Below are 24,291 nucleotides of genomic sequence, written 5' to 3'. Positions count from 1 at the left end.
GGACGAGTTCAAACAGACGAGAGATCCCGTCATATGCGTTTTGCGGTGATTTCGCGGCTGGGATAGCACATGCCAAAGGAGTGTTGCTGCGGCTTGGGTGTAGTGATGGTATCAGCGGCGCAACCTCTCATTAGATGGGAGATTCTTGCGTAGAGTTTGATCCGTGAATATTGAAGCCGGCCGGATTCCGGCCGTTCTGACCACCGCCAATGATGCGGCCCAGGGTCAGGTTGCTATGAATGAAGGGCTGGATACGGCCATGTCTGCGCCTCCTTCTGTAGCTGTCTGCGGCCCCGCATCGTGGAATCAAACTCATCCTCCTCGACCACCTTCCGGAACCTGTCCCCCACATGCAGTTTGCCCGCCGCTCGTGGCACACCATCGGAGGGACCTCCGCTGGCAAGGCCCTGCATCTGGCCGGCCTGGGCATTAAAGTGCGGTTGTGTTCGCCGCTTGGAACTGATGCCGAGGGGCAGCGGATCCGCAGCGCCCTTACGGCAGCCGGGGTGCACGTCGAGCCCTTGGCGTCCGAGCAGACCGAACGCCACGTCAATTTGATGTCCGACGGCGGCAAACGGGTGTCGCTGTACGTTGCGGTTCCGTCGACGCCCACCGAGCGCGAACTCAGCATCGCGGCTGAGGCGGTGGCCGCCGCCGACGTCGCCGTCGTTGACCTCAGCGAACTTGGTGCGCTCCTGTTGCAGCGCTTGGACGCGCAGGAGACGCCCATTTGGGCGGACCTTCACGACTATGACGGATCGTCAGAATTCCACGAACCGTTCCTTCGCGCTGCCACAACGGTGTTCATGAGTGACGACAATGCAGAAGACCCGTGGGACCTTATGCGTTCCTGCCTGGAACGCGGCCCCCGCTTGGCCGTTTGCACCCGCGGAGCAGAGGGTGCAATTGCACTGGAGGCATCCGGGGCACGGCACGAGGTCAGCGCTCTTCCCGCCGAGGTTGTTGATACCAATGGTGCTGGTGATGCCTTCATGACCGGTTTCCTGGCCGCGACACTCCGCGGTGCCACCATTGACGATGCCCTGACGGTAGCCGCGACTCAGGCCCGCACTGCGATTGAAAGTAAGCATCTGCACCCGAAACTGTCGGAGCTACTGACCTAACTGTGGCGTAGCTCGATATCCAGGGTCTCCTTCTCGACAAAGTCCAGCGCGCTTCTGACCGCACCCATGGTCACCACCGAATCACCCAGGGGTGAAACGGCCAGCCGTGGAGGGGTCGCGGTGAATTGGGGCAGTTGCTCAGCAATTGGGTCCATCAGTGCGCCTGCAGACTTGGCAACTGCACCACCTATCACCACAAGCTCCGGGTTGTGGATGGTAGCGACGGCCCCGATGACCCGTGCCATGCGATCGGCAAGCCGATCCAGAATCCGCCGTGCCACAGCGTCACCTTGGCGAGCGGCGGCGAAGACGTGTTCAGCTTCAATTGCTTCGGCAGGATATTCGCGGAGCAGCGTGTCATCACTTCCCGCGAGGGCCTCCGCAGCCCAGGTGCGTGCCATCAGGGCAATGCCAAAGGTGTCCCCGACCCCCTCGACTTGTTTGAGGAATGCCAGCTCGCCGGCGCCTCCGCCACAACCATGCAGAAGCCTGCCGTCGTCGATCACTCCGGAACCAAATCGCTCACTGGCGAGGATAACCACGACGTCGTCCACCCCCACCGCTGAACCGCGCCAACGCTCGCCCAGGGCCGCCAGGTTTCCGTCGTTGGCGAGCAACACTGTCCATCCGTGAAGATCCTTCAGTGCCGATTTCAAGCCAACGTCCAGAAGAGCCCAGAAGGGTTGAGTCACCAATACATCGCCGTTACGGCCCACCGGAGCCGCAATTCCGGCACTGACTGCGAGAACCGCGCCGGGGGTGACGCCTGCTTTGCGGAGGGCATCACATGCAGTGCTGTCTATGGCTGATACACGCTCGTGGGGACTGATATCCGAACCCGGAATGCTGTCATCGGCCGTGATCTGAACTCCACGGAACTGCTGGCTCGCCCTACCGACGATTTCACCGCGAAGGTTGGACACGACGGCCGTCACCTTGGAGACACCCACATCCAGGCCAATGACGTATCCCGCTTCCTGGTTCAGAACGAATCGTCGGGCCGGCCGCCCTTTGAGGTACTCACCAAACTCGCGTTGGTTTTCAAGCTCCGTGATCCAACCCCGGTCCATAATCTCTTCACATACAGATATGGCAGTAGCCCGGGCGAGCCCGGTGCCCTCCATGACGTCCGAGATCGTCACGATGGTGGAGGCCCTCATGAAGTCCAAGACTGATCTGAGGCTTGCCCGCCTAAGCATCTGCGGCATGGGGGAGGAGGAAGGGGCGCTCATCGGGTCTTGACCTCTCTGTAGCTCAGGTCACATAATACTTCAGGCACTAAATTTTGAGTCCAAATTAACTTCGGAGACACAATGCATGAAGCCCCGGACCACCCAGGAACCCTCGCCACCAGCGAATCCGCCCTGGACCGCTGGAATACCCTGTGGGAGCCCGCCGCACGTCGGTACCAGCCCGTCGTCGACCATTCGACGCCTCCCGCACTTTTCGCAGCCCCCTCGTCATCATCAGAGCCGACAGTACAGCTCTAGCTCGGCCCCCGTCCTCGTCCCCACGCTTTGACCTGTCATAAACCAGCCCTTCCGCACGCGAGTTCTTCGTGCCGAAGACGCACTTTCGCCGATCTGCAAGCGCTTCCAGTTTTTACTAAGTTGCTCTTGTTTATCGGCCGAACTCCGCCTACCTTGATGGGTAGCCGTCATCGTGACGCGGCCGCCCGTTCCGCGCGGGCGGCGTCAGTCGCTGCCAGGACTCCCGGCCTGTAGCAGCCTCTCACTGAGGAGACTTCACCTCTATGCCAGCACACGACGAGGACGTCGCAGTCCGCTTTTCCAGCAATGGGAAACGCTTTCAGATAATAGCCGCGTTGGTTCTCATGGCCTTCTTCGGCACCCTCTTTTCCTCCACAGCCGCAGCTCCACCGGCCCAAGCCGCAGCTCCCGGGCCCAAAGACGCCACCGCGGTGATGTTCTCCTGGACATGGAACGCCATAGCCCGCGAATGTACCGAGAACCTCGGCCCGGCCGGATACGGATACGTGCAGACATCTCCCCCGCAAGAACACGTCCAAGGTCCGGAATGGTGGACCCACTACCAGCCCGTCAGCTACAAGGTTGAGTCACGGCTCGGCACTCGGGCCGAGTTCAAGCAGATGGTGGACACCTGCCACACCGCTGGCGTGAAAGTGATCGCGGACGCCGTGATCAACCACATGTCCGGAAAGAGCGCCGGAGGAACCGGTTGGGCGGGAACCATATTCCAGCACTACGACTACCCCGGAAACTACCAAGGGCAGGACTTTCACTCGTGCCGAAGGGACATCGCCAACTACCAGAACCGATGGGAAGTCCAGGAGTGCAATCTGGTCAACCTCTCTGACCTCAACACCTCCTCCCCCTACGTTCAAGGAAGAATTGCCGGATACCTCAATGACCTGGTGGCCTTGGGAGTTGACGGGTTCCGGATTGACGCAGTCAAACATATTGCGGCCAGCGACATGCAAGGAATTCTCTCCAGGGTCAACGACCGCGCAAGGCTCTATGTGGTCCAGGAAGTTATCCGAGCCAACGAACCGATCCAGCCGGAGGAATACACCAGCAACGGTGATATCCACGAGTTTGCCTTCGCCCGCAAACTCAAAGAGGCCTTCAACGGCGGGAATATCAACTGGCTGATCACGGGCAATGGCATCGGCCCCAGCTGGGCAGGCTTCCTTCCTCAACAGAACGCCGCCGTCTTCGTCGATAACCATGACACTGAGCGCAATGGTGAGACACTCACCTACAAGGACGGGGCAAACTACGATCTTGCCCAGATCTTCACACTGGCGTGGAACTACGGGTCCCCGTCGATCCATTCGGGTTATTCCTTCTCCAACAATGAGACAGGACCGGCGGTTGCCTCGAACGGGGAAGTCATGGATCCCGTGTGCGGCCAGAACGGCTGGACCTGCAAGCATGCGCAAACCAACATTGAAAACATGGTGGGCTTCCGCAATACAAGCCATGCGGCGCCGGTCGTCAATAAGTGGGACAACGGCTCTAATGCCATCGCTTTTGGTCGTGGTGACAAAAGCTATGTGGCGATCAATCGTGGCAATGCCATCACCAGGACTTTCCAGAGCTCCCTTCCCGCTGGCCGCTACTGCAACGTGATTGTGGGACTGCCAACAGCTACAGGCTGCTCGGCGGGTGACGTGGTAACCGTGGACGCATCGGGGACTTTCCAGGCCACCGTCGGCCAAAACGCCGCCCTCGCATTGCACATCAACGCAAAAGCAGGCGGGCAAACAGAACCGGGAGCAACCAACCTCAAGGTCTACTACTCCACAACCAAAGGCTGGAACGACTACAAAATGCACTACCGGGTAGGCACCGGCGCCTGGACAACTGCACCCGGCGTCACCATGACCGCCGCCTGCCCTGGCTGGGTCTCGTACACCATCCCCGCCGGCTCAACCGGGGCAACGGCTGCCTTCAACAACGGAAACGGCATCTGGGACAACAACAACACCAGCAACTACGCCTTGGACGGTGGGATCGCAACGGTGAACGGCAATGCTGTTAGTAATGCCGATCCTTGCAGCAGCGCATCTACCCCCGGGCCAACAGACACCACAGTGCTGTTCTACTCAACCAACAAGAATTGGTCCTCCTATAACGCCCACTATCGTGTGGGCGCCGGAGCATGGACTACTGCCCCGGGCGTGGCCATGACTGCCTCATGCCCTGGTTGGGTAACTACCTCCATCCCCCTCAACGGAGCTTCCGGCATCACCGCAGCCTTCAACAATGCGGCCGGAACCTGGGACAACAACGGAACAAACAACTACACCGCTGGTCCCGGCTACCAGCAAGTGAAAGACGGAGTCGTCAGCCAAGGAAACCCCTGCGCCTGACGCACAAAGACCTCACGTGCCCGGGCCTTCCGGTCACGTGAGCCGGGAAGGAGGCGGCGCCGGATCCCGGCGCCGCCTCCGTTTAGAGCCTCATCGAAGCCTCATGGAGCAGGTCTGCAAACGACCCATGGAAGCAAGCTGGCAAGGGAACCCATTTTGGCCCACCGACAGCCACCTTGGACTCAATTGTCCAGACGCTGTATGGACAATTGAGCGTACGGGTTAGCAGCAGGCGGTCGTCCTGATCGGTGGGGGGTTGTTCCGGCTGATCGTGATCACTCGCGCCTCCTGACTGCCCCACCCCAAGTGCGGTAGCCTCGGCACAAACCTACGCACGTCAATGCCGCTCCCGGGGGGAACATCATGGGGAACGTTCGAGCGCGCACCAAAGCGCCCAAAACCAAAGCGCCCAAAACCAAAGCGCCCAAAACCAAAGCGGTCAAGAAGAGGTATCCACTGGTGCAGGCCAAGGCCCTGGCAGCCGGTCTGCTGGCCGCGGGACTGATCGCGGCGGGGCTGCTCGCCACGGAGGCACCGCGCGCAACCGCGGACACGCAGCTACCGCAGCCAACGCCCATCATCGACGGCGCCCCGTACGTGGGTGCCGAGCTGCGCCGACAGTACGACTACAGCTACTGGGGCTGCAGGAATCCGGATGGCTCGGGTGACGGCATTACGTTGGAATGGTTCCGCGACGGCGATCCGCTTCCGGAGGATCGGCAGGGGGAAACCCTCCGGATCCTGCCGGAGGACCAGGGCAGCCGGATATCCATGCGCGTCCATCCCCTCACCCCGGGCAACCAGGGCTGCCCAACCGGCACGCAGCTGAGCGCGGAAACCTTGCCCGTGAAGGCCTCCAGCCGGGCCATGGGGTGGACCGGCCGTGGCAACTTTGAGCCCCTCGCCCGGACGCACGATGGCAGGCTCATCCTCTACCCACGGACCTACACGTACTACAAAGGCATGTGCGAGGGTCCCTGCCCTGCCTATTGGGGTTCATGGGACGAACCCGAGCAGGTGGGACAAGGATGGAATGTCTTTGACATCGTCTTCTCCCCCGGCGACTTCGACGGCGACGGTTTCAACGATCTCCTCGGCCGCGATGCAGCAGGCAAGCTCTTCCTCTACCCCGGCGATGGCGAGGGTGGTTGGCTCGATCGCGAGCAGGTTGGCCAGGGCTGGAACGTCTTCAATTCCATCGTGGGCCCTGGCGACTTCAACGGCGATGGCACCAACGATGTGCTGGCACGCGACGCAGCAGGCGGCCTCTTCCTCTACCCCGGCGACGGCGAAGGTGGCTGGCTCCCCCGCGAACAGGTGGGCTGGGGCTGGCAGGTCATGAACAAGATCATCACCGGCGGCGACATGAATGCCGATGGTGCCGTGGACATCTTCGGACGCGACCAGGACGGTTTCCTGCACCAGTACCCCACTGACGGCGAGGGCGGCTGGGAGGAACCTGCGCCCCTCGGCCCGGGGTGGGAGGCGTTTTCCGAGGTAGCAGGAATTGGTAGCTCCAGCCACTCGAAATACAACGAACTCTCCGCCGTCGCCGCCAATGGCGACCTCCTCAGTTACATTACGGGCGCTTCAAACTCAGGGCTGTATGGCCCGTACGGGCCCATAGGCCGGGGTTGGAACGTCTTCAAGGAACTGCTCTAAGCCCCTGAATGCTACAGCGGCTGCCCCAACACGGTCAGCTGCAGGCTGACGGTCCCGCGCGAACCGTCGACGACGGCGGCACCCGGCCCGCCGCCGTCGGGCGCTCCGCCGTGCTGGCCCGGCGTGAAACCAAACCAGCGCCTGCAGAGCTGCAGCAGGCGGCCCGTGCTCATGGGAACCGCACCGACTCTGTTGAGCGCACTGGCGTCTCCAACCCCAGGTTTTCCCGGAGCGTGGTGCCGCGGTATTCCGTGGGGTAGACGCCGCGTTCCTGGAGCTCGGGCACCAGGTGGTTCACGATCTCGTCCAACCCGCTGGGGACCAGCCACGGCGAGATGTTGAACCCGTCCACGGCGCCAACCCGGGCGTATTCGGCCAAATGATCGGCAACGGCTGTGTAGGAGCCGGTGAAGGTGGCATCGATGCGTGCCGTCTTGGAGGTGACGAACTGGCGGATGGAAAGGCCCTTGTCCTTGGCCTCGGCCCTCCACTGGTCAGCGAGTTGGCGGGCCTTGGCGCCGTGGAAGCCGCTGCCCCGGGTCTCGGAGGTTTCCTCCACCACGGGGTCGATCTCCGGAAGGGGACCATCGGGATCGTAGGAGGAGAGCTCCCGGCCCCAGAACTGTTCCAGATAGGCAATGGCCTGCTGCGGCCCGATCTGCAGGCTGCGGACCCAGGCCTTCTTTTCCCGGGCTTCCTGATCAGTAGCGGCAAGGATGAACTCGCTGGCGGGCATGATCTGCACGGCATTGGCTCCACGCCCGGCTGCGATGGAGCGTGCCACGATGTCGCGGCGGAACTCCACGGCGTCATCGAACTTGGGGTGGGCGGAGAAGATCACATCCGCCTGGCGGGCTGCGAAGTCGCGGCCTTCAGGTGAGTCGCCCGCTTGGAAGAGCACGGGACGGTATTGGGCGCTTCGGGGCAGCCGCGGTGTGACATCAACGGTGTAGTGCTGTCCTTCGTGCAGGACCGGCCGGGCCGGACCGGACGCGGTTTCCCAGGAGTCCCAGATGCGTTTGGCGGTCTCAACAAAAGCTTCAGCGTGCTTGTAGCGATCGGCGTGGTCCAGGTAGCCCCCGCGGCGGAAGTTCGCACCGGTCCAGGCGTTGTCCGTGGTGACAATGTTCCACGCGGCGCGTCCTCCTGAGATGAGGTCCAGGGAGGACAAACGGTGCGCGAGGTCTGCGGGGTCGTTGTAGGTGGTGTTTTGCGTTGCCACCAACCCGATGTTTTTGGTCACGGCAGCGAGCGCGGCCAGCATGGTCTGGGCATCGGGGCGGCCCACCACGTCCAGGGCGTGCGGGCGGCCGAGGTGCTCGCGAAGACGCAATCCTTCGCCCAGGAAGAAGGCGGCGAACTTGCCTCGCTCGGCGGTCTGGGCGATGTGGCGGAAGGACTCGAAGTCCGTCTGCGATCCCGCCTGGGGAGCCTTCCAGATGGTGCCGGAGTTAACGCCTTGGAAGAAAATGCCGAACTGGATCCGGCCGCTGGGCTGGAAAATATCGCGGGTCATGGTGGTCTCCTACTTTCCGGCGGCAATGGCAGCCGCGGCAGTGGTTGAGTAGCGGTTTTCCGCCTTCGGCAGGCCCAGCAGCGCGCGGAAGGTGCCGTCCTGGACGGGCGCCCTGAGGGAGCCTCTGCGGCGAAGCTCCGGAAGTACCAGCCGGGACAGTTCTTCCAGTTCCACGGTGAGGACAGCCGGGTGGAGACGGACGCCGTCGGCTTCCTGGAGAAGTGAGTCGAGCAGTTCGGTGAGGCCGGCGGCCGATCCAACAAAGCGTGCAAGGCCGCTTTCCCGGGGTGTCACCACGCGCGACTCCGCCGCCTGCCCGCGCGCGTCCAGGACGACGTCGAGCTCTGCGACAACCGCTATTGAAGCGCCAAGCCGTGCGCGCACGTCGCGGATCTCGGCGCTGAGCAGCTCCGGTGTCGGCGCGGTGACCAGTACAGCGTCCACTGCTTCGGCCGGCACCAGGCCTTCGCCCACCAGGGATGCCGCAGTGAGCACGGGCAGCTGCCCTTGGAGCGGCCTGGGGATGATGGACGGACCCTTCACCGAGTAAGCGGGGCCTGTGAAGTCCGCAGGCGTTTCGAAATCGGCGTAGTGCAGCTTGTCCACGTCGATGTATCTTCCGGTGGCGACGTCGCGGATCACGGCGTCATCCTCCCAGGAGTCCCACAACCGGCGGCTGACCTCGATGGAGGCGGCGGCTTCCTGGGTCAGTGCCCCGCCCTGGACAAAGGAGCGTCCGACGGCGGCGGCAGCTTCGGGTGATTCTGCTGCGGTGACGATCCACCCGGCACGCCCACCGGAGACATAGTCCAGGCTGGCGAGCTGCGTGGAGACATGGAACGGTTCGGTATAGACCGTGTCTACCTCGGGAACCACCGCGATGGTCCGGGTTACCGGCCCGGCAAAGGCCGCGCGCTGCAGGGCGTTGGCGCGTCCGGCCTCCGGGGTGTCCTTGAAGGTTGCCACGTGGAAACCGGCGGACTCCGCGGCGAGGACGGCGGCGGCAAGGTTTTCATACCCCGCACCGTCGAGTTCAATGGCCAGGAATCCGGCCCTGTTATCTTCGGAGGAACTCACTTTTGGTCCTGACGTTCGTAGGGAATCTTTTCGCCGGCCTCGATCGCCACGGGAAGCCGGTTTTCTGCGGGCGGCAGCGGGCAGGTGGCGAGGTCGGTGTAGGCGCATGGAAGGTTCACGGCCCGGTTGAAGTCGAGCTGCACGGATCCGTCAGCTGCGGGAACCACGGACAAGGAGCGGTTGGCCGCGTAGGTTGTCTTGCCGGAAGTCTGGTCGGTGAACAGAACGGACAGCGACCCCGGGGCGTGGCCATTGAAAGCGGTCAGCGCGAGTTCTTCACCGGCCAGTTTGAAACGGATCTCACCGGGAGCTTCGTAGACGTGGTGGATTCCCTCTATGGCGGCCCCCACGGTAGTGGGGCGCGGAGCCTCGAACGGGACGAAGGTACCAGCCACGGCGAACGCTGCATTGGGAGCGTAGGCGGGTGTCCCCTGGTACTCCTGGAGGAGGGCGTTGGACGGGTTTCGCGACCGCACGATGTACTCGCCTCCGCGTTTGGCCACCTCAATGACGGTGTCGCCGGACACCAGGTTGATGCCGCCGCGCTCCTGGATGGGGCCAAACTCAAGCGTCGTGCCCGGGTCGGTGTTCAGTTCAACGCCGTCCTGCTGCAGGCTTTCTCCCGGTTCCAGGACAACACGCACGACGTCGGCGTCCACACGCCAAGTGCCTGGCGCACCTTCCAGCCGGGTCGCCTCGCTGCTGAGCCAGTGAAGGTGCGTGACTGCGAGGAAGCCATGCGGGTGGGTGCGGTGCTGCTCGTGGGCGGCGTGCCAGTCCTGCCATTCCTGGTTGAAGGACTCGAGGGCTGTTTCAGTGTGCGTAGACAAGTGCGTTATCCGTCCTGTTCAAGGCGTGGTCTGCTGTGACTGCTGCTGCGGCGTCGGGTTCAGTGGCCCCGGCGGATGCGGGCCGGCCACCGAAGGGATCACCGGATTCCCAGAGGGTGGTGGGCGCGGCAGCCCGGACGGCCGGAATGACGCCCAGCGCGAAACGTTCCAGGATCTCGAGCTGCTGCTCAAAGGGCAGCGTGGTGGGCAGGGAGATCGACTGGAGATCATGCTGGTACAGCGAGTGGTAGCTGAGGATTTTGTCGATCACCTGCTCCGGGCTGCCAACCAGCGCCGGCCCCTCGGCAACGGCGTGCTGGATGTCCCGGAACGGCGAGTTGTTTCCCGGGACATTCCGGTTGGCGGTCAGTGCTTCATAAACAGGCCCGTACTGGCGGATGGCTTCCTGCGTGGTGCCTGCAAGGAAAACACCGCCCGCGCCGCTGCCCGAGCCGAGGTACTGATGCCGCAGATCATGGCCCTGGCGCTCATACTCTTCGCGGTAGTGGTCGATCAGGACCTTGTAGTTCTCCCGCGGTTGGATGGCATTGGCGGTGAACAGCGGATCTCCCCACTTGGCGGCGAGCGCAGCGGACGTCAGGGTTGTAGCCGAGCCGTGCCAAATCCGGGGTGAGCCCGCAAAGGGGCGTGGCGTCGTCGTGGTTGGCTCGGTGAGCGCGGACCGGAAGCGGCCGGACCACGTGACGCTTTCCTTGCGCCACAGTGCCCGCAGGAGGGCGTACTTTTCGGCCAGCAGGTCCCATTGATCGTCCAGCGACAGCCCAAAAAGCGGGTACTGCAGCACTTCGTTGCCTTTGCCGATCACCAGTTCCAGGCGGCCGCGGCTCAGCTGGTCGATGGTGGCGTAGTCCTCGGCCACGCGCACCGGGTCCAGCACGGAGAGCACGGTGACCCCGGTTTGGAGGCGGATGCGGCTGGTGACCGCGGCAATGGCGGCGAGGACCGTCGTCGGGGATGAGGAGATGAACTCCCCGGCGTGGCGTTCACCGACCGAGAAGCTGTCGAAGCCGAGTTCCTCCGCACGCCGGGCCGTCTCCACCACTTGGTTCAGACGGTCAGCAGTGGAGACGATCTCCCCCGTCACCGGGTTTTTCACATGAGGGATGATGTCCAGGACCTGGAACTTCACTTGGTGGTCCCGGCCGGGGTCCCAAACGTCGCTTCGGTGACTGTCTTGGATTCCGGAATGGCTTCCTCGGAGAGGCCCCAGCGTTCAAGGACCTTGCCGTAGGAGCCATCCTTGACGGTGGAGTTCAAGGCATCCGTGATGGCCGGGGCCAGGCCGTTGCCCTTGAGGGTGGTAGCAGCAACCAGCGTTTCTGCGGGCCAGCCGGCGTTGACTTTGCTCACAACCTTGAGGTCGTCGCGGGTGTTTTCGCGGTACGTCACGGAAGGGAACGGTGCCAGGTTCAGGTCCGTGCGGCCCGAGGAGAGCGCCAGGATGGTGTCGGCGTCGGAGGAGTAGTACTGCAGTGCAGCTGGTGCCTTGCCCATGGCTTCAAGCTCCTTGTTCCAAGCCAGCAGGATCTTCTCCTGGTTGGTACCCGAGCCAACGGAGATCTTCAGGCCGGAAATGTCGTCCGAGCCCTTGATGTCGTAGCTGGAGCTCTTCTTCGCTTCGAAGCCCATGTACGCGGCGCGGTAGGTGGAGAAGTCGAACAGCTTCACGCGGGCTGCGTTGATCCCCACGTTGGAGAAGACGGCTTCGAAGTCGCCGGACTGGGTCTTGAGCGGCCAGTTCTCCCAAGACGTCACCTGGAGGTCCAGCTCCAGGCCGAGCTTGTCGGCCACCAGTTGGGCGATGTCCACCTCCACACCGATCGGCGTCTTGTCATCGGTGGCGTGGAAGGACAGCGGGATGGACCCCGCTGTGGTGGCCACGGTCAGCTTGCCATCCTTGGCGATTGCTGCAGGAACCTTCGAGGCAGCAGCAGCGTCCTTTTCGCCGCGGATCCGGTTCTGGTCCACGGAGGTGTTGTAGATAACGCCGTTCTTGGCAGCCTCGGACTCCGGCTTGGCTGCCGACGCTCCAGGATCGGAGCACCCTGCCAGCACGGGAAGCACGACGGCGGGAAGTACAGCAAGTGCCAACAGCTTGCTTTTGGTGGTGGCGGCGGATCTGCGGGTGATGCGAAGCATGGGGTGTCCTAGATGTTGAAAGCTGGTTCGATGACTTTGGAGAAGAAGCTGCGCGTACGTTCCTCGCGGGGGTTGGCGAAGATGTCCTGGGGTGTGCCGGACTCCACAATCTGTCCTTGGTCCATGAAGACCACGGTGTCCGCGACGTCCCGGGCAAAGCCCATCTCGTGGGTGACCACAATCAGGGTGGTTCCGGACTTGGCGAGTTCGCGGATGACGTCCAGGACCTCGTTGACGAGCTCCGGGTCCAATGCGGAGGTTGGCTCGTCGAAGAGGAGGATCTTGGGATCCAGTGCCAGCGCCCTGGCGATCGCCACGCGTTGCTGTTGGCCGCCGGAAAGCTGGCGGGGGTAGGCGTCGGCGCGATCCTTCAGGCCCACCCGGTCCAGGAGTTCCAGGCCCCGCTTCCGGGCTTCGGCCTTGGACCGTTTCTGGGCCACGATGGGCGCCTCGATGACGTTTTCCAAGGCGGTGAGATGCGGGAACAGGTTGAAGCTCTGGAACACCATGCCAATGTGGGTGCGCTGCTTGAGGATGTCCTTCTCACGCAGCTCGTGGAGCTTGTTGCCACGGACCTCGTAGCCCACCAGTTCGCCGTCGATGGTGATGTATCCGCCGTCGACCTTTTCCAAGTGGTTGATGGTACGCAGCAAGGTGGACTTGCCGGAGCCGGAAGGACCCACGATCACGGCCACACCTCCCGGCGGGACGGACAAGGAAACTCCTTTGAGGACTTCCGTGGTGCCGAAGGACTTGCGGACATTGGTGATGTCCACCTGGCCGCGGGTCACAGCGGGTGTGGCGTGCGCCGTCGTCGTGCGCTTTCCGCCCTGCGAAGGCGACGGTGAAGCCGGGCCGTAGGCCGGTGTCGCCTCAGCGAGGCGGGCGGCAGCGGCAGCTTCGGAGGAAGAGAAGACGGTGGTCATCGGGGTTCCTTCGTAGGAGTGGCGGCAACGTGGGTAGTGAAGAACTTGCGTGCCTTCTGTACCGGCGTGAGCGGCAGGGTCCGCAGGGCGCCCTTGGAGAAGTGGCGTTCGATGTAATACTGGAAGACGCTCAGGACCGAGGTGATGACCACGTACCAAAGCGTGGCCACCAGGAGCAGCGGCAGCACCTGCTGGGTCCGGTTGTAGATGACCTGGACCGTGTAGAAGAGCTCGGAGTAGGCCAGGACGTAAACAATCGAGGTGCCCTTGACCAGGCCGATGATCTCGTTGAAGGCGTTGGGCAGGATGGCGCGCATCGCCTGTGGAAGCACAATCCTGGTGGACCGCTTCCACGCCGGGATGCCCAAGGCAGAGGCGGCTTCGAGCTGGCCCTGGTCCACTGAGAGAATGCCGCCGCGGATGATTTCCGCGGAGTAGGCGGCCTGGTTCAGCGTCAGGCCCAGGACGGCTGCAGCGAACTGGCTGATGAGCGTGGTGGTCTGGGCTTCGAAAAAGCGGACGTCCGTGAAGGGGATGCCCAAGCTGATTTTCTCGTACAAGTAGCCCAGGTTGTACCAGAGCAGGAGCTGGACCAGCAGCGGCGTGGAGCGGAAAATCCAGGAGAACGTCCAGGACACCGAGACCAGCAGCGGTGAGGCGGACAGGCGCATCAGGGCCAGGATGAAACCGAGGACAAAGCCAAGGACCCCGGAGATGGCCGTGAGCTTGAGGGTCTCGATGAGTCCGTTGACCACCGACTGGGCCGTGAACCATTCGGCCACCACTCCCCACTCCCAGCGGGGGTTGGTGACCAGGGACCAAGCAATGGCTGCAACGCCCGCGGCCACCAGGACGGTGCCCACCCAACGCCACGGGTGGCGGGCAGGGACCAGCTGATAGCCGGAGTAGTCCGGGGTGGGCGGTGACGTTTCCGCCGTGGCAGGCGGTGCGAATGCACTCATGCGCCACCTCATTTCAGATCGGTTGTTCTCTATCGGATGGCTGCCAATCTATGGGCGCGTGAAACCCGGCAGCAAGGCGGGAATTTGCACTTCTTCACTGGACTTCGCAAGGCTTCTCAGAGGTTCGCAGGGCGTCACAATCCTCGTCATCAGGAGCCATATGAATCCCTTCTTTGCGCGTCTTAACGCGACGTGACGCGTGGTGAACGGCCGTTACCGCCGCCTCGACCGGCACACCTCAACGTCCCTAGATTGGGCATCACCAACCGCTGCTTTTCAGGAGATCCCATGCCGTCACGAGTACCCGCCATCGCCTTCATCGGCGGCGGCCCGCGCACGGCCGGCGTCCTTGAACGGCTCGCAGCCAACCGTCCGGCGTTGTTCGCCGGACCGTTGGAGATCCACGTCATCGAACCCCATGAACCCGGCTCCGGGAGGATCTGGCGCTATGACCAGGATCCCGGGCTGCTGCTGAACTCAACGGCCGCGGACGTCACCATGTTCACGGATGCCTCAGTAGCTTGCGACGGGCCTTCGGTTGAGGGACCCGGGCTCTCCGCCTGGGCGGCAGGAGTACTCGATGGCAGCATCCGGGACGTTCCCGCGTTCGAGCCGCACCTGCTCAGCCAACTCCGCTCGCTGACCCCCGATTCCTTTCCCACCCGGCAACTGCAGAGCAAGTACCTTGAGTGGTTCTTCCGCCGGGCCGTGTCCTCGTTGGGCCCCGACATCACCGTGACGGTGCATCGCGACACCGCCACAGGCGTCGGGCGTTCCTTGGACGGTGGCGCTTCAGCTGGCACTGCCCCTTCTGGCGCTGCCTCTTCTGACACTGCCGGCACGCACGACGACGGTACGCACCGGGTGCGGCTCGCTTCGGGCGCCGAGGTGGTTGCCGACGTCGTGGTTTACGCCCTTGGCCACACCGATTCCCTGCCGGATCCCGAATCCGCCAGGCTCAGTGAGTTCGCCGCCCGGCACGGCGGGTTCCATGCGCCGCCGTCGTACACCACAGACGTTGACTACTCGGCGATTGAAGCCGGGCAGGACGTCATTGTCTCCGGCATGGGCCTGGCGTTCGTGGATCTGGTGGTCCTGCTGTTTGAGGGCCGTGGCGGCCGCTTTGACGAAGGGCCCGACGGCGAACTCCACTATGTGCCCTCCGGCGCCGAACCGCGGGTCTGGGCCGGGTCCCGACGCGGTGTGCCGTACCACTCCAAGATCTCCTCAACGCTGCGCGGTGAACCGATTGCCAAGCCGCGGTACTTCACTTCCTCCGCAATCGAGACCCTGCTCGCCACGCACCAGGAGCTCGATTTCCGCGAGCATCTGTGGCCTTTGATCGCTAAAGATGCCGGCTACGCCTATTACCGTGAGCTGTTCACGGGTTACCCGGAGCGGGTGCTGGGGACCTGGAGCAGCTTTGAGTCCAGGTTCGACGCCGTCGATTGGTACAGCGCCGGACGCGAAGAACTGGTGGCCTTCTCCGTTCCGGATCCCGCACTGCGCCTGGACCTCGAAAAGCTGGACCATCCCCTGAGCGGTTGCGCCTTCGCCGATCACGACTCGGTCCAGCGTTCCGTGGCCGCCTACATCCAGCGCGATCTTGACCTTCGGACCAGTCCCGACCATTCCGAGACCCTGGCCCTGTTCACGGCGTTGTTGTTCGTGTACATGGACCTGGGCCGTTTGGTCCCGCAAGAACGGCTCAACGCCCGCTCCCAGCAGACCATCCATGGTTGGTGGCACGGCTTCTTCAGTTTCGTGGACTCCGGGCCGCCGTCCCACCGGTTGCGTGAGATGCTCGCACTGCACAAGGCCGGGTTCCTGAAATTCCTGGGCCCCGGCATGTGGGTGCGCGCCGATGACGCCATGGGCAGGTTCGTGGCCGGGACGTTCCAGTCGCCGGTAGTGGTGGATGCGTCCGCGTACGTTGAGGCCCGGCTGCCGTCCGCTTCCGTGGAACGTTCCGCGAATCCCGCTTTGGCTGACCTGCACCAGGCCGGGTGGGGAACCGAACAACGGTTGCTCACCTCCGAGGGCGCCCACTCCACGGGTAAACTCCTGGTTTCCGGGAATCACCGCATCGTTTCCCCTGTTGGTACTCACCGGAAGGGTATGTTCGCGGTGGGTCCGTGGACGTCGGGCTGGGGTGCGGGAGCGTTCGCCCGGCCCAACACCAACGCGGCGCCCTTCCGGGAAAACGACGCCCTGGCGCGGAGGATCCTGTCCACCGTGGCTGCCGCCCGCCCAACTGAGTCGCAGTTAACGCCGTTATGAGCGCTCAAAACGGCATTAACTGCTACTTACTTGGGTTCCACCTACGAAAGGCCTGACATGACCACAACGCCAACCCTGCCGACGTCGGGCCTTACCGTCCTTCGGCTGCCCATGCGCGATCCCCGTGTCCGTCCGCTCCTGGACGAGCTCGCCGTCGAATACAACACCCGCTACGGGGACCTGTTCAGCAGCGAAGGGGCCGCGGAGGAATTGAACCGCTACCCGGCCGAGGAATTCGAGGCCCCGCACGGTGCGCTGGTCATCATCCAGGAGAACGGCGAGTCCGTGGCAGGCGGCGCGTTCCGCCGTTACGACGAACACACGGCCGAGCTCAAACGGATCTGGACGCATTCGGCCCACCGGCGCCGCGGCCTGGCGCGCCTGGTCCTGGCGGAACTGGAAAATGAAGCTCGACGCCGGGGATACCGGAAGCTCTACCTCACCACCGGGCCACGCCAGCCGGAGGCAAAAAACCTCTACCTCGCCACCGGCTACAAGGCGCTGTTCGACCTCGCGGCAGACCCCGAGGAAATCAAGCATTTGGCCTTCAGCAAGGATCTTGCCGCGCACAGCTAAGCTATGCCCATGGCCAACAAATCCACTGCAACAACTGCCGAAAAACTCGCCACCATCCAGCAGGGCTACACCTTGGAGGGTGCCACCATCGAGCTGGGTGCCGCGATTGTTGACGGCGAAATCCATAAAGAGGCCCAAGTCCGCTTGCCGCTGGCCATGATGAACCGGCACGGACTGGTGGCCGGCGCTACCGGCACCGGCAAGACGGTCACGCTGCACATGATTGCCGAGCAATTGTCGACGGCGGGCGTTCCGGTTTTCCTCGCGGACATCAAGGGTGATCTGTCAGGATTGGCGACGCCGGCCACCGGCAGTGAGAAGCTGACGGCCCGCACCTCGGCGTTGGGGCAGGACTGGCAGGCCAAGAACTTCCCGGTGGAGTTCCTCTCACTCGGCGGTGACGGCCACGGCATTCCCGTCCGGGCCACCATTACCTCGTTCGGGCCCATCCTGCTCTCCCGCGTCATGGACCTCAACGACACCCAGGAATCCAGCCTTCAGCTGATCTTCCACTTCGCGGATAAGAACAACCTGGAGCTGATCGATCTCAAGGACCTCCGCGCCGTCATCCAATTCCTCACCTCGGATGAGGGCAAGGCCGAGTTGGCCAACCTTGGCGGGCTGTCCAAAGCCACCGCAGGCGTCATCCTGCGGGAGCTGGTTGGCTTGGAAGCACAAGGCATGGAGAAGTTCTTCGGCGAACCGGAATTCGACACCGCAGAGCTCCTCCGCACAGCACCGGATGGCCGCGGCGTCATCAGCTGCCTGGAACTCCCCACGCTGCAGACCAAGCCCTTGCTGTTCTCCACGTTCCTCATGTGGCTCCTGGCCGACCTGTTCGAAGACCTGCCCGAAGCCGGGGACTTGGACAAACCCAAGCTCGTGTTTTTCCTTGATGAGGCACACCTGCTCTTCAACGGTGCCTCCAAGGCCTTCCTTGAAGCCATCACCACCACGGTCCGTCTCATCCGTTCAAAAGGCGTTGGCATCTTCTTCGTCACCCAGACACCCAAGGACGTTCCGGCCGACGTCCTCGGCCAACTGGCCAACCGTGTGCAGCACGCGCTCCGGGCTTTCACTCCGGAGGATGCCAAGGCTTTGAAAGCCACGGTGTCTACGTTCCCCGTCAGCGATTACGACCTCGAAGAGACGCTCACTTCCGCCGGCATCGGCGAGGCCGTCATTACCGTGATGAACGAGAAAGGCGCACCCACGCCCGTTGCCTTGACCCGGCTCCGCGCTCCGGAATCTGTGATGGGCCCCAGCACAGAGGACCTCATTCGCAGTACGGTTGCGGCGTCCTCACTGTTGGCCAAGTACGGCACCGCCGTGGACAACCTCTCCGCGTACGAGAAACTCAATGGCCAAGCAGCCGCGCCCACCGGGGACGCTGCGCCGGGATTGCCTCCGGTGCCGACGTCTACGTCCTTGCCTTCCGGGGGTTCAGGGGGTTCCGTGGGTTCCGGGGCTTCACAGGCCGACATCGATGCCGAAGCGCGCCGGATCGAGGAAGAGATCCTGGGCCGTCCCAGCTCGCGGTCCTCTTCACCTGAGTCGTACCCAAGCCCGCCCGCGCCTCCCGCTCCGGCGCCGCAGCCGCAGTCTCCCCAAGACGGAATGTTCGGCGACATTGCCGGCGCCCTCGGCGGTGCTCTGGGCGGCGGGCTCAAGAGCATGGTCCGGTCCATGGGGACGCAACTGGGCCGCGACCTCATGCGCGGCGTGTTCGGGACGTCCTCACGGCGTCGCCGCTAGTTCAGGCTTGCTTCCCTAAGAGTTCAGGCTTGCTTCCCTAAGCACGACGCCGGGCGGCAGCGATGGTTGCTGCCGCCCGGCGTCGCGCCTTCTCCAATCGGTGGACATTCGCCGTAACGTGGCCTTCCTGCACAGTGATCGCTGCCGTGGCAGGTAACGTAAAGGGCGTGCAGTTGAGTCAAGCATTCGTCAAGACCGCAGCCGGATGGCTGCTCGGTCTGATGCTTGCTGCCGCCGGGGCCATCGTCTGCATCAACCTGGTGAGCTCGTCAGTGGCCAGCCCCCAACAACCCGTCAAAGAGTATCTGGCGGCGTTGCAGAAGGGCGAAGGCGAAGAGGCCTTGGGTCTCTTGCGGGCCAAGGTGCCCAGCTCGAATGCTGCCATGTTGGACGGCACAGCCCTGCAGACTGCCGCTTCCAAATTGTCCGACGTCAAGGTTGGCAACCCGGAATCACGGGGCAACAACCGGGTAGCAGTGCCGGTCGATTACACCCTGGATGGCAGCAGGCTCACCACCGAGTTCCTGATGGAGCGGACCGGGACGCAGTGGCTGTTCTTCGCCAAGTGGGCGTTTGTGCCCACCACCTTGCCCACCATTGAAGTGACAGTGGTCAACGCCAGCGAAGCCACCCTCAATGGGGTTCCGGTCAACATGCCCAACGGCCGCAACACGTTCGCCGTCTTCTTCCCCGGCAAGTATGAGGCCAGCCTGAACGGGACCTTCTTCGAAGCGCCGCCCACCTCCGCCCTAGTATCAACGCGCGACGGCGGCCAGGCTCCCCTGAACCTGCAGACGCGGTCCACCAAGTCCATGAACGACGCCGTCGCCGGCAAAGTCCGGGAGTTCCTGGACAACTGCGCCGCCCAAGCCACCGAACAGCAGCGGCTCCAGCCCGATTGCCCGTTCTACCACGCCAGCAATGCCCGTGTGGTGGATGGAACCATCAAGTGGGCCATCACCGAGTACCCCAAGATCACCATCGAACCCTTCGGCGGCAAGTGGGTGGTGGCTCCCCTCAATGGCAAGGCCACCCTGACCGCCCGGGAAATCAACCTGTTCAGCGGGTACGTCAACGATCTCAACGTGGAGCACGATTTCAGCTTCACCACCCAACTGGACGTGGGCGGCGACACCGTGACGGTCACCCCGATGCTGACGTTCTAGGCCGCCCGCCCGGCCCTTCCCGTCTGTAGGGCTTAGTCCATGCCGCGCAGGTCCAGCACCAGCTCGGATTCACCGTCGGCCTGCAGGACCACGGGAATACCCCAGTCCTGCTGGTAGAGGTGGCACGCTGCGTGGTCCGGGATTTCGCCGTCCTCAGTTTCGGGGCCATCACAGGCAGCGGCGCGGGCCGTGATGTGAAGGATGCCCTCGGGAACGTCGGCAGAAAGTTCAAGGGTCCGCAACAAGCCCACTGACGTGCCGCCACCGGAGACCAGCAGCTCCGGCGGAGTGGAAGAAATCTTCAGCTGCGTGGGGTCGCCCCAACGATCGTCCAGCTTCTGGCCGGTGGGCGCCGTGAACCTGACTGCAAGTTCCAGCGCACCCGGAGTCACCGGGCTCTTGGGTCGATGCGTCTGCGATGCACCCTCATCCACCTGCTGGGCTTCCTTGGGAATCGGAACCAGGACCAGTTGGTGCTTGTTGGACTCCACCACTACGAGCAGTGGCTCGCTGCCTTCAACCTGGACCACGACGACGTCGCTCGGCTCAGCGAGGCCCCTCGCCAGAGTGGATACCGACTTGGTGGCGGGATCGTATCGGCGCACGGCACCGTTGTAGGTGTCTGCGATGGCCACGGAATTGTCCGGCAGGACTGTGACACCCAAGGGGTGCTGCAGACGTGCGTCATCGGCCCCGCCGTCGCGGAAACCGAAATCGAACAGGCCCTTTCCTACGGCAGTTTCCACGGTCACACCCGAATCACTGACCACAAGGCGACGCAAGGACGACGTTTCCGAATCCGCTACCCAAATGTTGTCTTCACCATCAATGGCCAGGCCGGAAGACTGGGCGAACCAGGCTTCCTCTGCCTTGCCATCCAGCAGGCCCTCGAGCCCGGAGCCGGCGAGAATGGAAACCTCGTTGGCCAGGGGGTCGAAGGCGAAGATCTGGTGGGTTCCGGCCATCGCGATGACAACACGCTGCAGCTTCCCGCTCCACACCACATCCCATGGTGAGGACAGTGAAACCTCGGTACCGAGACCCAGCGCGCCAACATCGATCGCGTCGGCAGCGAAGTCAGCCGGGCCGGCGTCGTGGTGTTCTGACCAAGTGCCCGCGCCGGTGTCAGTCACCCGGGCGGGGCCGGCGTCGAGCAACCGCTGTACACCGTTGCCGGCTACTGTCTGCACGTACCCGGAGCTCAGCGTCACGCCGCGAAGGCGGTGGTTGACGGTATCGGCCACCACGGCGTCGTAACCGAGTTTCCATGCCAACTCCGACGGAAGCACCGCCACGCCCTGTGGTTCGTTGAACTGTGCGATCTCCGCCTGTCCGTCCAGGAATCCCTTGGTGCCGGAGCCAATGACGCGCTCCACGGTTTCGAGGTCGGGACGGAGTTCCACCAGTCGGTGGTGGCCGGAGTCCACCACAAGGTAGTTGCCGTTGGCCAGCTGCGTGGCTTTGCCCGGGAAGCGCAAAGTTCCCGACGTCGGCACGGGAGCCACGTACGGACCGTCACCCCGGTGCAGGGTGCCCTTGGCTTCGTGCTCGGCCACGAGTTCCTCCAAGAGGACCGCGAGGCCACCGGCGTGGCCCTCACCGGAAAGGTGGGCCACGATGTAACCCTCGGGGTCAATGACCACCAAGGTTGGCCAGGCGCGGGCCGTGTAAGCCTTCCACGTGGCGAGCTCGGGGTCGTCCAGGACCGGGTGGTGGATTTCGTAGCGTTCAACGGCGGATGCCAGGGCCACCGGATCTGCCTCATGCTCAAACTTGGGTGAGTGCACACCCACCGTCACCAGGACGTCTGAGTACTTCTCCTCGAGGGGGCGCAGCTCGTCCAGAACGTGCAGGCAGTTGATGCAGCAGAAGGTCCAGAAGTCGAGCAGCACGATCTTGCCGCGCAAGGACTCGAGGTCCAGGGACTTACCGCCCGTGTTGAGCCAGCCGCGACCCTCCAGTTCGGAGGCCCGGACCCGGAGTTGGGTGCGTACTGTTTCGCTCATCAGCGTCCTTCCAGCTTGGTGTTTGGTTCTGTCTGCCCGGCAGAGTCCTGGGTGCTGCGTTCTGCATTGGTGCGTTGACCATTGCTGCGTTGACCATCGCTGGCCTCGGCATCGCGCTCAGCTTGGGCCGTCCGGGACTGCTGAACTGTCCTGGCAGGCTGGGCCGTGCGTCCTGCCATCTTGGCATCGCGGTCAGCGAGCCGGGCAAACATATCGTTGTAAGCACTGAGATCGGCGTCATTATTCCTGTCGGCCGCACGATCAACCCGTCGGGTCTCGCGTTCGTCGGAGCGCGACCACATTACGGCCACTCCGATCGCCACCAGCAGTGTGGGTACTTCGCCGATCCCCCATGCCACCGCACCGCCCAGTTGCTGGTCTCCAATGGCTGACGGACCCCAGGCCCGGCCCAGGTTGCCGAAGTAGTCGGCTGCCAGCAGCCCGGTGCCACCCATGATGGCCACGCCGAAGAAAGCGTGGAAGCCCATAGTGGCCAACAGGAGGAGCAGGCGCATCGGATAAGGGGCACGGCGCGGTAGGGGATCGCTGCCGATCATGCTCAGCACAAAGATGTAGCCGGTCAAAAGGAAGTGCACGTTCATGAGTTCATGGCCAACGTGCTCGCGCATCGCCAGGCCGAACAGGTCCGAGTAGTAGAACAGCACGATGGAGCCTGCAAAGTTGGCCGCGGCGAACAACGGGTGTGTCACCACCTGCGAGAACCTGGAGTGCACAAACAGCAGCAACCACTCGCGAAGGCCACGCGAGCCGTGGGTACCTTCCCCACGGGAGGGCAGGGCTCGCAGCGCAAGCGTCACGGGGGCACCCAGGACGAGGAAGATCGGCGCCACCATGGTCAGGGCCATGTGATCCACCATGTGAGCGGAGAACAACACGCGCCCGTAGACAGCGGGTGGACCCGAGGTGATGTAGGTGAGTACCACCAGCCCAATGATCCAGTTGACTGTCCGGAACCAGGACCACTTGTCTCCACGCTTGCGGACCTTGACGATGCCCATGATGTAGGTGACCGCGCCGAACAGCGCCACTCCCACCCACAGCCAGTCGAAGCGCCATTCCGTCAACCAGCGCTCCGGCGTGAGTTCCGGTGGAAGCTCGTAACCAGAGAGGATGAACGACGGCGAGGCATCGGGGGCGTACGTGGTGGGCTGCGGAGGAGCCGAACGTCCCAGCGCAACGGCGAGTCCCGACGTCGCGCCCATCACCAGCAACTCAACCAAAACCAACTGCCACAGCACGCGACGGGCCGACATGGAGCCGTTCTTTCCAAGCTGCGGAATGACCCATTGGCGGTGCATGAAGCCGATGCCACCTAAAACCAGCGTGGCCAGGGACTTTGCGACGATCAGTTGCCCATAGGGAGAGCCGAACAGGTCCGCGGGGTTGGTCACGCGGATGGCAGCATTGATGACACCCGAGGCGAACACCAAAACGAAGGCAAAGCCGGCCAACGCCGAGAAGCGGCGCAGTGTCTGCTCGGTGATGTCCGGTGTTCCCTTGCTCCGTGAACCAGTGAGGATTCCGGAGAGGACCACCAACATGATGATGCCGCCCACCCACGTGGACACGCCCACCAAGTGGAGACCCAGGGAGTTGATGGCACCTTCATGGTCGCTGGAACTGGACGAGTGGCCAATCAAGGCTGTGGGAATCAGCCCGATCAAGGCCAGCAGAAGAGTGAATGCCAGGCCGGTCAACGAGCGGACCCCGAACAGCGCAGTGGTCACAACGGCGGCGATGATGGTGACGGCGAGCCAGGCCTTGCCTGTCTCGATGTCGGTCATGAAGTACACCAGCGAGCGGGTGAACTCTGCGTCGCCGGAAAGCCCTTGGCCCGCTACGTCTGCGTAGGTCAGGACGAGGACTGCCACTGAGGACAACGTCCATGCCGCTCCAGCACCTGCGGCAACGGCCAGGGCCCGGGCAAAGGCTGGATGTTCGGGGGCGTCGACGTCCTTCTCGCGGGAACGTGACCCGCCGAGGTTCTTGGGGAGGATGCCAACGGCAAATATCAGGCCGCCCACCACGGTAGCTACTGAGACGTTGTGGATGGCTTTCGCGAACGGGAGACCCCAGCGGACCAACTCGCCGGGATCAGACACCTGCCGGGCGGCCGAGGCACCCGAGTAGATGAGGGCCGCGGCGAGCGTCAGGAACAGCGCGGCCAGACCAGCCAGCTGCCACGGCAGGGAAATCCCCGCGACTGTAGTGCCTCCCCTTGCTCCCGGCTTGGGAACAGGCGAAGGGGCAGTTGCGGAACTTCTTGCTGATGGCACTTATCCATTGTCCGCTACCAGTCGCCGGGCTGCGAATCGGGAGGGTGCCATGTGGATTCCGGGCGCTATGTGGAAAACAAAAGGGACGGCAACCATCA

General features: G+C 63.4%; 18 protein-coding genes. 8 read left to right on the top strand and 10 right to left on the bottom strand.

From position 1 onward, the window contains the following. Positions 1–350 precede the first annotated feature (350 nt). Positions 351–1,124 carry a carbohydrate kinase family protein gene (locus M1D51_RS02185; protein ID WP_458108354.1) on the top strand — a complete coding sequence of 258 codons (774 nt, stop codon included), beginning with the start codon at positions 351–353 and terminating at the stop codon, positions 1,122–1,124. Here M1D51_RS02185 and M1D51_RS02180 read toward each other — a convergent pair. Further along, entirely contained in the window at positions 1,121–2,356 is a 1,236-nt protein-coding gene (locus tag M1D51_RS02180) for an ROK family protein (RefSeq protein ID WP_172325403.1), read from the bottom strand. The genes M1D51_RS02185 and M1D51_RS02180 overlap by 4 nt on opposite strands. An 81-nt stretch (positions 2,357–2,437) precedes the next feature. Here M1D51_RS02180 and M1D51_RS02175 point away from each other — a divergent pair, with 81 nt between their 5' ends. The 3 genes from M1D51_RS02175 (at position 2,438) to M1D51_RS02165 (ending at position 6,642) form a co-directional block, all read left to right on the top strand. After that, on the top strand, positions 2,438–2,614 hold the full coding sequence (locus M1D51_RS02175; RefSeq protein ID WP_458108353.1) for a hypothetical protein: 177 nt from the start codon (positions 2,438–2,440) through the stop codon (positions 2,612–2,614). A 263-nt stretch (positions 2,615–2,877) separates the two neighbouring features. Further along, positions 2,878–4,980, top strand: coding sequence for a carbohydrate binding domain-containing protein (locus M1D51_RS02170; RefSeq protein WP_458108352.1), 2,103 nt, complete (start codon positions 2,878–2,880; stop codon positions 4,978–4,980). A 363-nt stretch (positions 4,981–5,343) separates the two neighbouring features. Next, positions 5,344–6,642, top strand: a complete 1,299-nt coding sequence (locus M1D51_RS02165; protein ID WP_458108351.1) for an FG-GAP repeat domain-containing protein — start codon at positions 5,344–5,346, stop codon at positions 6,640–6,642. Positions 6,643–6,811: 169 nt separating this feature from the next. Here the strand turns inward: M1D51_RS02165 and M1D51_RS02160 are convergent, their stop codons facing one another. Genes M1D51_RS02160 through M1D51_RS02130 form a run of 7 tightly spaced genes read right to left on the bottom strand, consistent with a single transcriptional unit; the run spans position 6,812 to position 14,113 of the window. Further along, complete coding sequence (locus M1D51_RS02160) at positions 6,812–8,158, bottom strand: NtaA/DmoA family FMN-dependent monooxygenase (RefSeq protein ID WP_458108350.1); 1,347 nt, start codon at positions 8,156–8,158, stop codon at positions 6,812–6,814. A gap of 9 nt (positions 8,159–8,167) precedes the next feature. Then, positions 8,168–9,235, bottom strand: a complete 1,068-nt coding sequence (locus M1D51_RS02155; RefSeq protein ID WP_458108349.1) for an LLM class flavin-dependent oxidoreductase — start codon at positions 9,233–9,235, stop codon at positions 8,168–8,170. Beyond that, positions 9,232–10,065, bottom strand: a complete 834-nt coding sequence (locus M1D51_RS02150) for a DUF1684 domain-containing protein (protein WP_458108348.1) — start codon at positions 10,063–10,065, stop codon at positions 9,232–9,234. The genes M1D51_RS02155 and M1D51_RS02150 overlap by 4 nt, the downstream gene beginning before the upstream one ends. Further along, positions 10,049–11,215: an LLM class flavin-dependent oxidoreductase gene (locus M1D51_RS02145; protein WP_458108347.1), complete on the bottom strand. Its 1,167-nt coding sequence runs from the start codon at positions 11,213–11,215 to the stop codon at positions 10,049–10,051. The genes M1D51_RS02150 and M1D51_RS02145 overlap by 17 nt, the downstream gene beginning before the upstream one ends. Beyond that, positions 11,212–12,225, bottom strand: a complete 1,014-nt coding sequence (locus M1D51_RS02140; RefSeq protein WP_458108346.1) for an ABC transporter substrate-binding protein — start codon at positions 12,223–12,225, stop codon at positions 11,212–11,214. Before M1D51_RS02140 ends, M1D51_RS02145 begins: the two co-directional genes overlap by 4 nt. Positions 12,226–12,233: 8 nt before the next feature. After that, a complete protein-coding gene (locus M1D51_RS02135; RefSeq protein ID WP_458108345.1) occupies positions 12,234–13,151 on the bottom strand; it encodes an amino acid ABC transporter ATP-binding protein in 918 nt (305 codons plus the stop codon). Next, positions 13,148–14,113 carry an amino acid ABC transporter permease gene (locus tag M1D51_RS02130; RefSeq protein ID WP_458108344.1) on the bottom strand — a complete coding sequence of 322 codons (966 nt, stop codon included), beginning with the start codon at positions 14,111–14,113 and terminating at the stop codon, positions 13,148–13,150. Before M1D51_RS02130 ends, M1D51_RS02135 begins: the two co-directional genes overlap by 4 nt. A 288-nt stretch (positions 14,114–14,401) precedes the next feature. Here M1D51_RS02130 and M1D51_RS02125 point away from each other — a divergent pair, with 288 nt between their 5' ends. The 4 genes from M1D51_RS02125 (at position 14,402) to M1D51_RS02110 (ending at position 19,890) form a co-directional block, all read left to right on the top strand. After that, positions 14,402–16,393, top strand: coding sequence for an FAD/NAD(P)-binding protein (locus M1D51_RS02125; RefSeq protein WP_458108343.1), 1,992 nt, complete (start codon positions 14,402–14,404; stop codon positions 16,391–16,393). 57 nt (positions 16,394–16,450) lie between these two features. Further along, positions 16,451–16,969: a GNAT family N-acetyltransferase gene (locus M1D51_RS02120; RefSeq protein ID WP_458108342.1), complete on the top strand. Its 519-nt coding sequence runs from the start codon at positions 16,451–16,453 to the stop codon at positions 16,967–16,969. A 3-nt stretch (positions 16,970–16,972) separates the two neighbouring features. Continuing rightward, on the top strand, positions 16,973–18,724 hold the full coding sequence (locus tag M1D51_RS02115) for a helicase HerA-like domain-containing protein (RefSeq protein ID WP_458108341.1): 1,752 nt from the start codon (positions 16,973–16,975) through the stop codon (positions 18,722–18,724). A gap of 137 nt (positions 18,725–18,861) precedes the next feature. Further along, the gene (locus M1D51_RS02110; RefSeq protein ID WP_458109532.1) at positions 18,862–19,890 is read left to right on the top strand and encodes a hypothetical protein; all 1,029 of its coding nucleotides are present in this window, start codon (positions 18,862–18,864) and stop codon (positions 19,888–19,890) included. 32 nt (positions 19,891–19,922) lie between these two features. Here M1D51_RS02110 and M1D51_RS02105 read toward each other — a convergent pair whose 3' ends face one another. Both M1D51_RS02105 and M1D51_RS02100 read right to left on the bottom strand, forming a co-directional pair. Continuing rightward, positions 19,923–21,896 carry an NHL domain-containing thioredoxin family protein gene (locus M1D51_RS02105; protein WP_458108340.1) on the bottom strand — a complete coding sequence of 658 codons (1,974 nt, stop codon included), beginning with the start codon at positions 21,894–21,896 and terminating at the stop codon, positions 19,923–19,925. Continuing rightward, positions 21,896–24,193 (bottom strand): cytochrome c oxidase assembly protein, encoded by a 2,298-nt coding sequence (locus tag M1D51_RS02100; protein ID WP_458108339.1) that lies wholly within the window; start codon positions 24,191–24,193, stop codon positions 21,896–21,898. Before M1D51_RS02100 ends, M1D51_RS02105 begins: the two co-directional genes overlap by 1 nt. Positions 24,194–24,291: the final 98 nt, after the last annotated feature.

It is taken from the genome of Arthrobacter sp. R3-55 (genome assembly GCF_054161505.1).
The sequence above is the reverse complement of the archived record's forward strand: the minus strand, read 5'-3'. Positions and strand labels throughout refer to the sequence as shown.

Excerpts from the sequence above, each read along its gene's own strand:
- M1D51_RS02175 (WP_458108353.1), top strand. The coding sequence starts at position 2,438 with ATGCATGAAGCCCCGGACCACCCAGGAACCCTCGCCACCAGCGAATCC.
- M1D51_RS02185 (WP_458108354.1), top strand. The coding sequence starts at position 351 with ATGCAGTTTGCCCGCCGCTCGTGGCACACCATCGGAGGGACCTCCGCT.
- M1D51_RS02130 (WP_458108344.1), bottom strand. The coding sequence starts at position 14,113 with ATGAGTGCATTCGCACCGCCTGCCACGGCGGAAACGTCACCGCCCACC.
- M1D51_RS02140 (WP_458108346.1), bottom strand. The coding sequence starts at position 12,225 with ATGCTTCGCATCACCCGCAGATCCGCCGCCACCACCAAAAGCAAGCTG.
- M1D51_RS02135 (WP_458108345.1), bottom strand. The coding sequence starts at position 13,151 with ATGACCACCGTCTTCTCTTCCTCCGAAGCTGCCGCTGCCGCCCGCCTC.
- M1D51_RS02180 (WP_172325403.1), bottom strand. The coding sequence starts at position 2,356 with ATGAGCGCCCCTTCCTCCTCCCCCATGCCGCAGATGCTTAGGCGGGCA.
- M1D51_RS02160 (WP_458108350.1), bottom strand. The coding sequence starts at position 8,158 with ATGACCCGCGATATTTTCCAGCCCAGCGGCCGGATCCAGTTCGGCATT.
- M1D51_RS02120 (WP_458108342.1), top strand. The coding sequence starts at position 16,451 with ATGACCACAACGCCAACCCTGCCGACGTCGGGCCTTACCGTCCTTCGG.
- M1D51_RS02105 (WP_458108340.1), bottom strand. The coding sequence starts at position 21,896 with ATGAGCGAAACAGTACGCACCCAACTCCGGGTCCGGGCCTCCGAACTG.
- M1D51_RS02115 (WP_458108341.1), top strand. The coding sequence starts at position 16,973 with ATGCCCATGGCCAACAAATCCACTGCAACAACTGCCGAAAAACTCGCC.
- M1D51_RS02165 (WP_458108351.1), top strand. The coding sequence starts at position 5,344 with ATGGGGAACGTTCGAGCGCGCACCAAAGCGCCCAAAACCAAAGCGCCC.
- M1D51_RS02170 (WP_458108352.1), top strand. The coding sequence starts at position 2,878 with ATGCCAGCACACGACGAGGACGTCGCAGTCCGCTTTTCCAGCAATGGG.
- M1D51_RS02125 (WP_458108343.1), top strand. The coding sequence starts at position 14,402 with ATGCCGTCACGAGTACCCGCCATCGCCTTCATCGGCGGCGGCCCGCGC.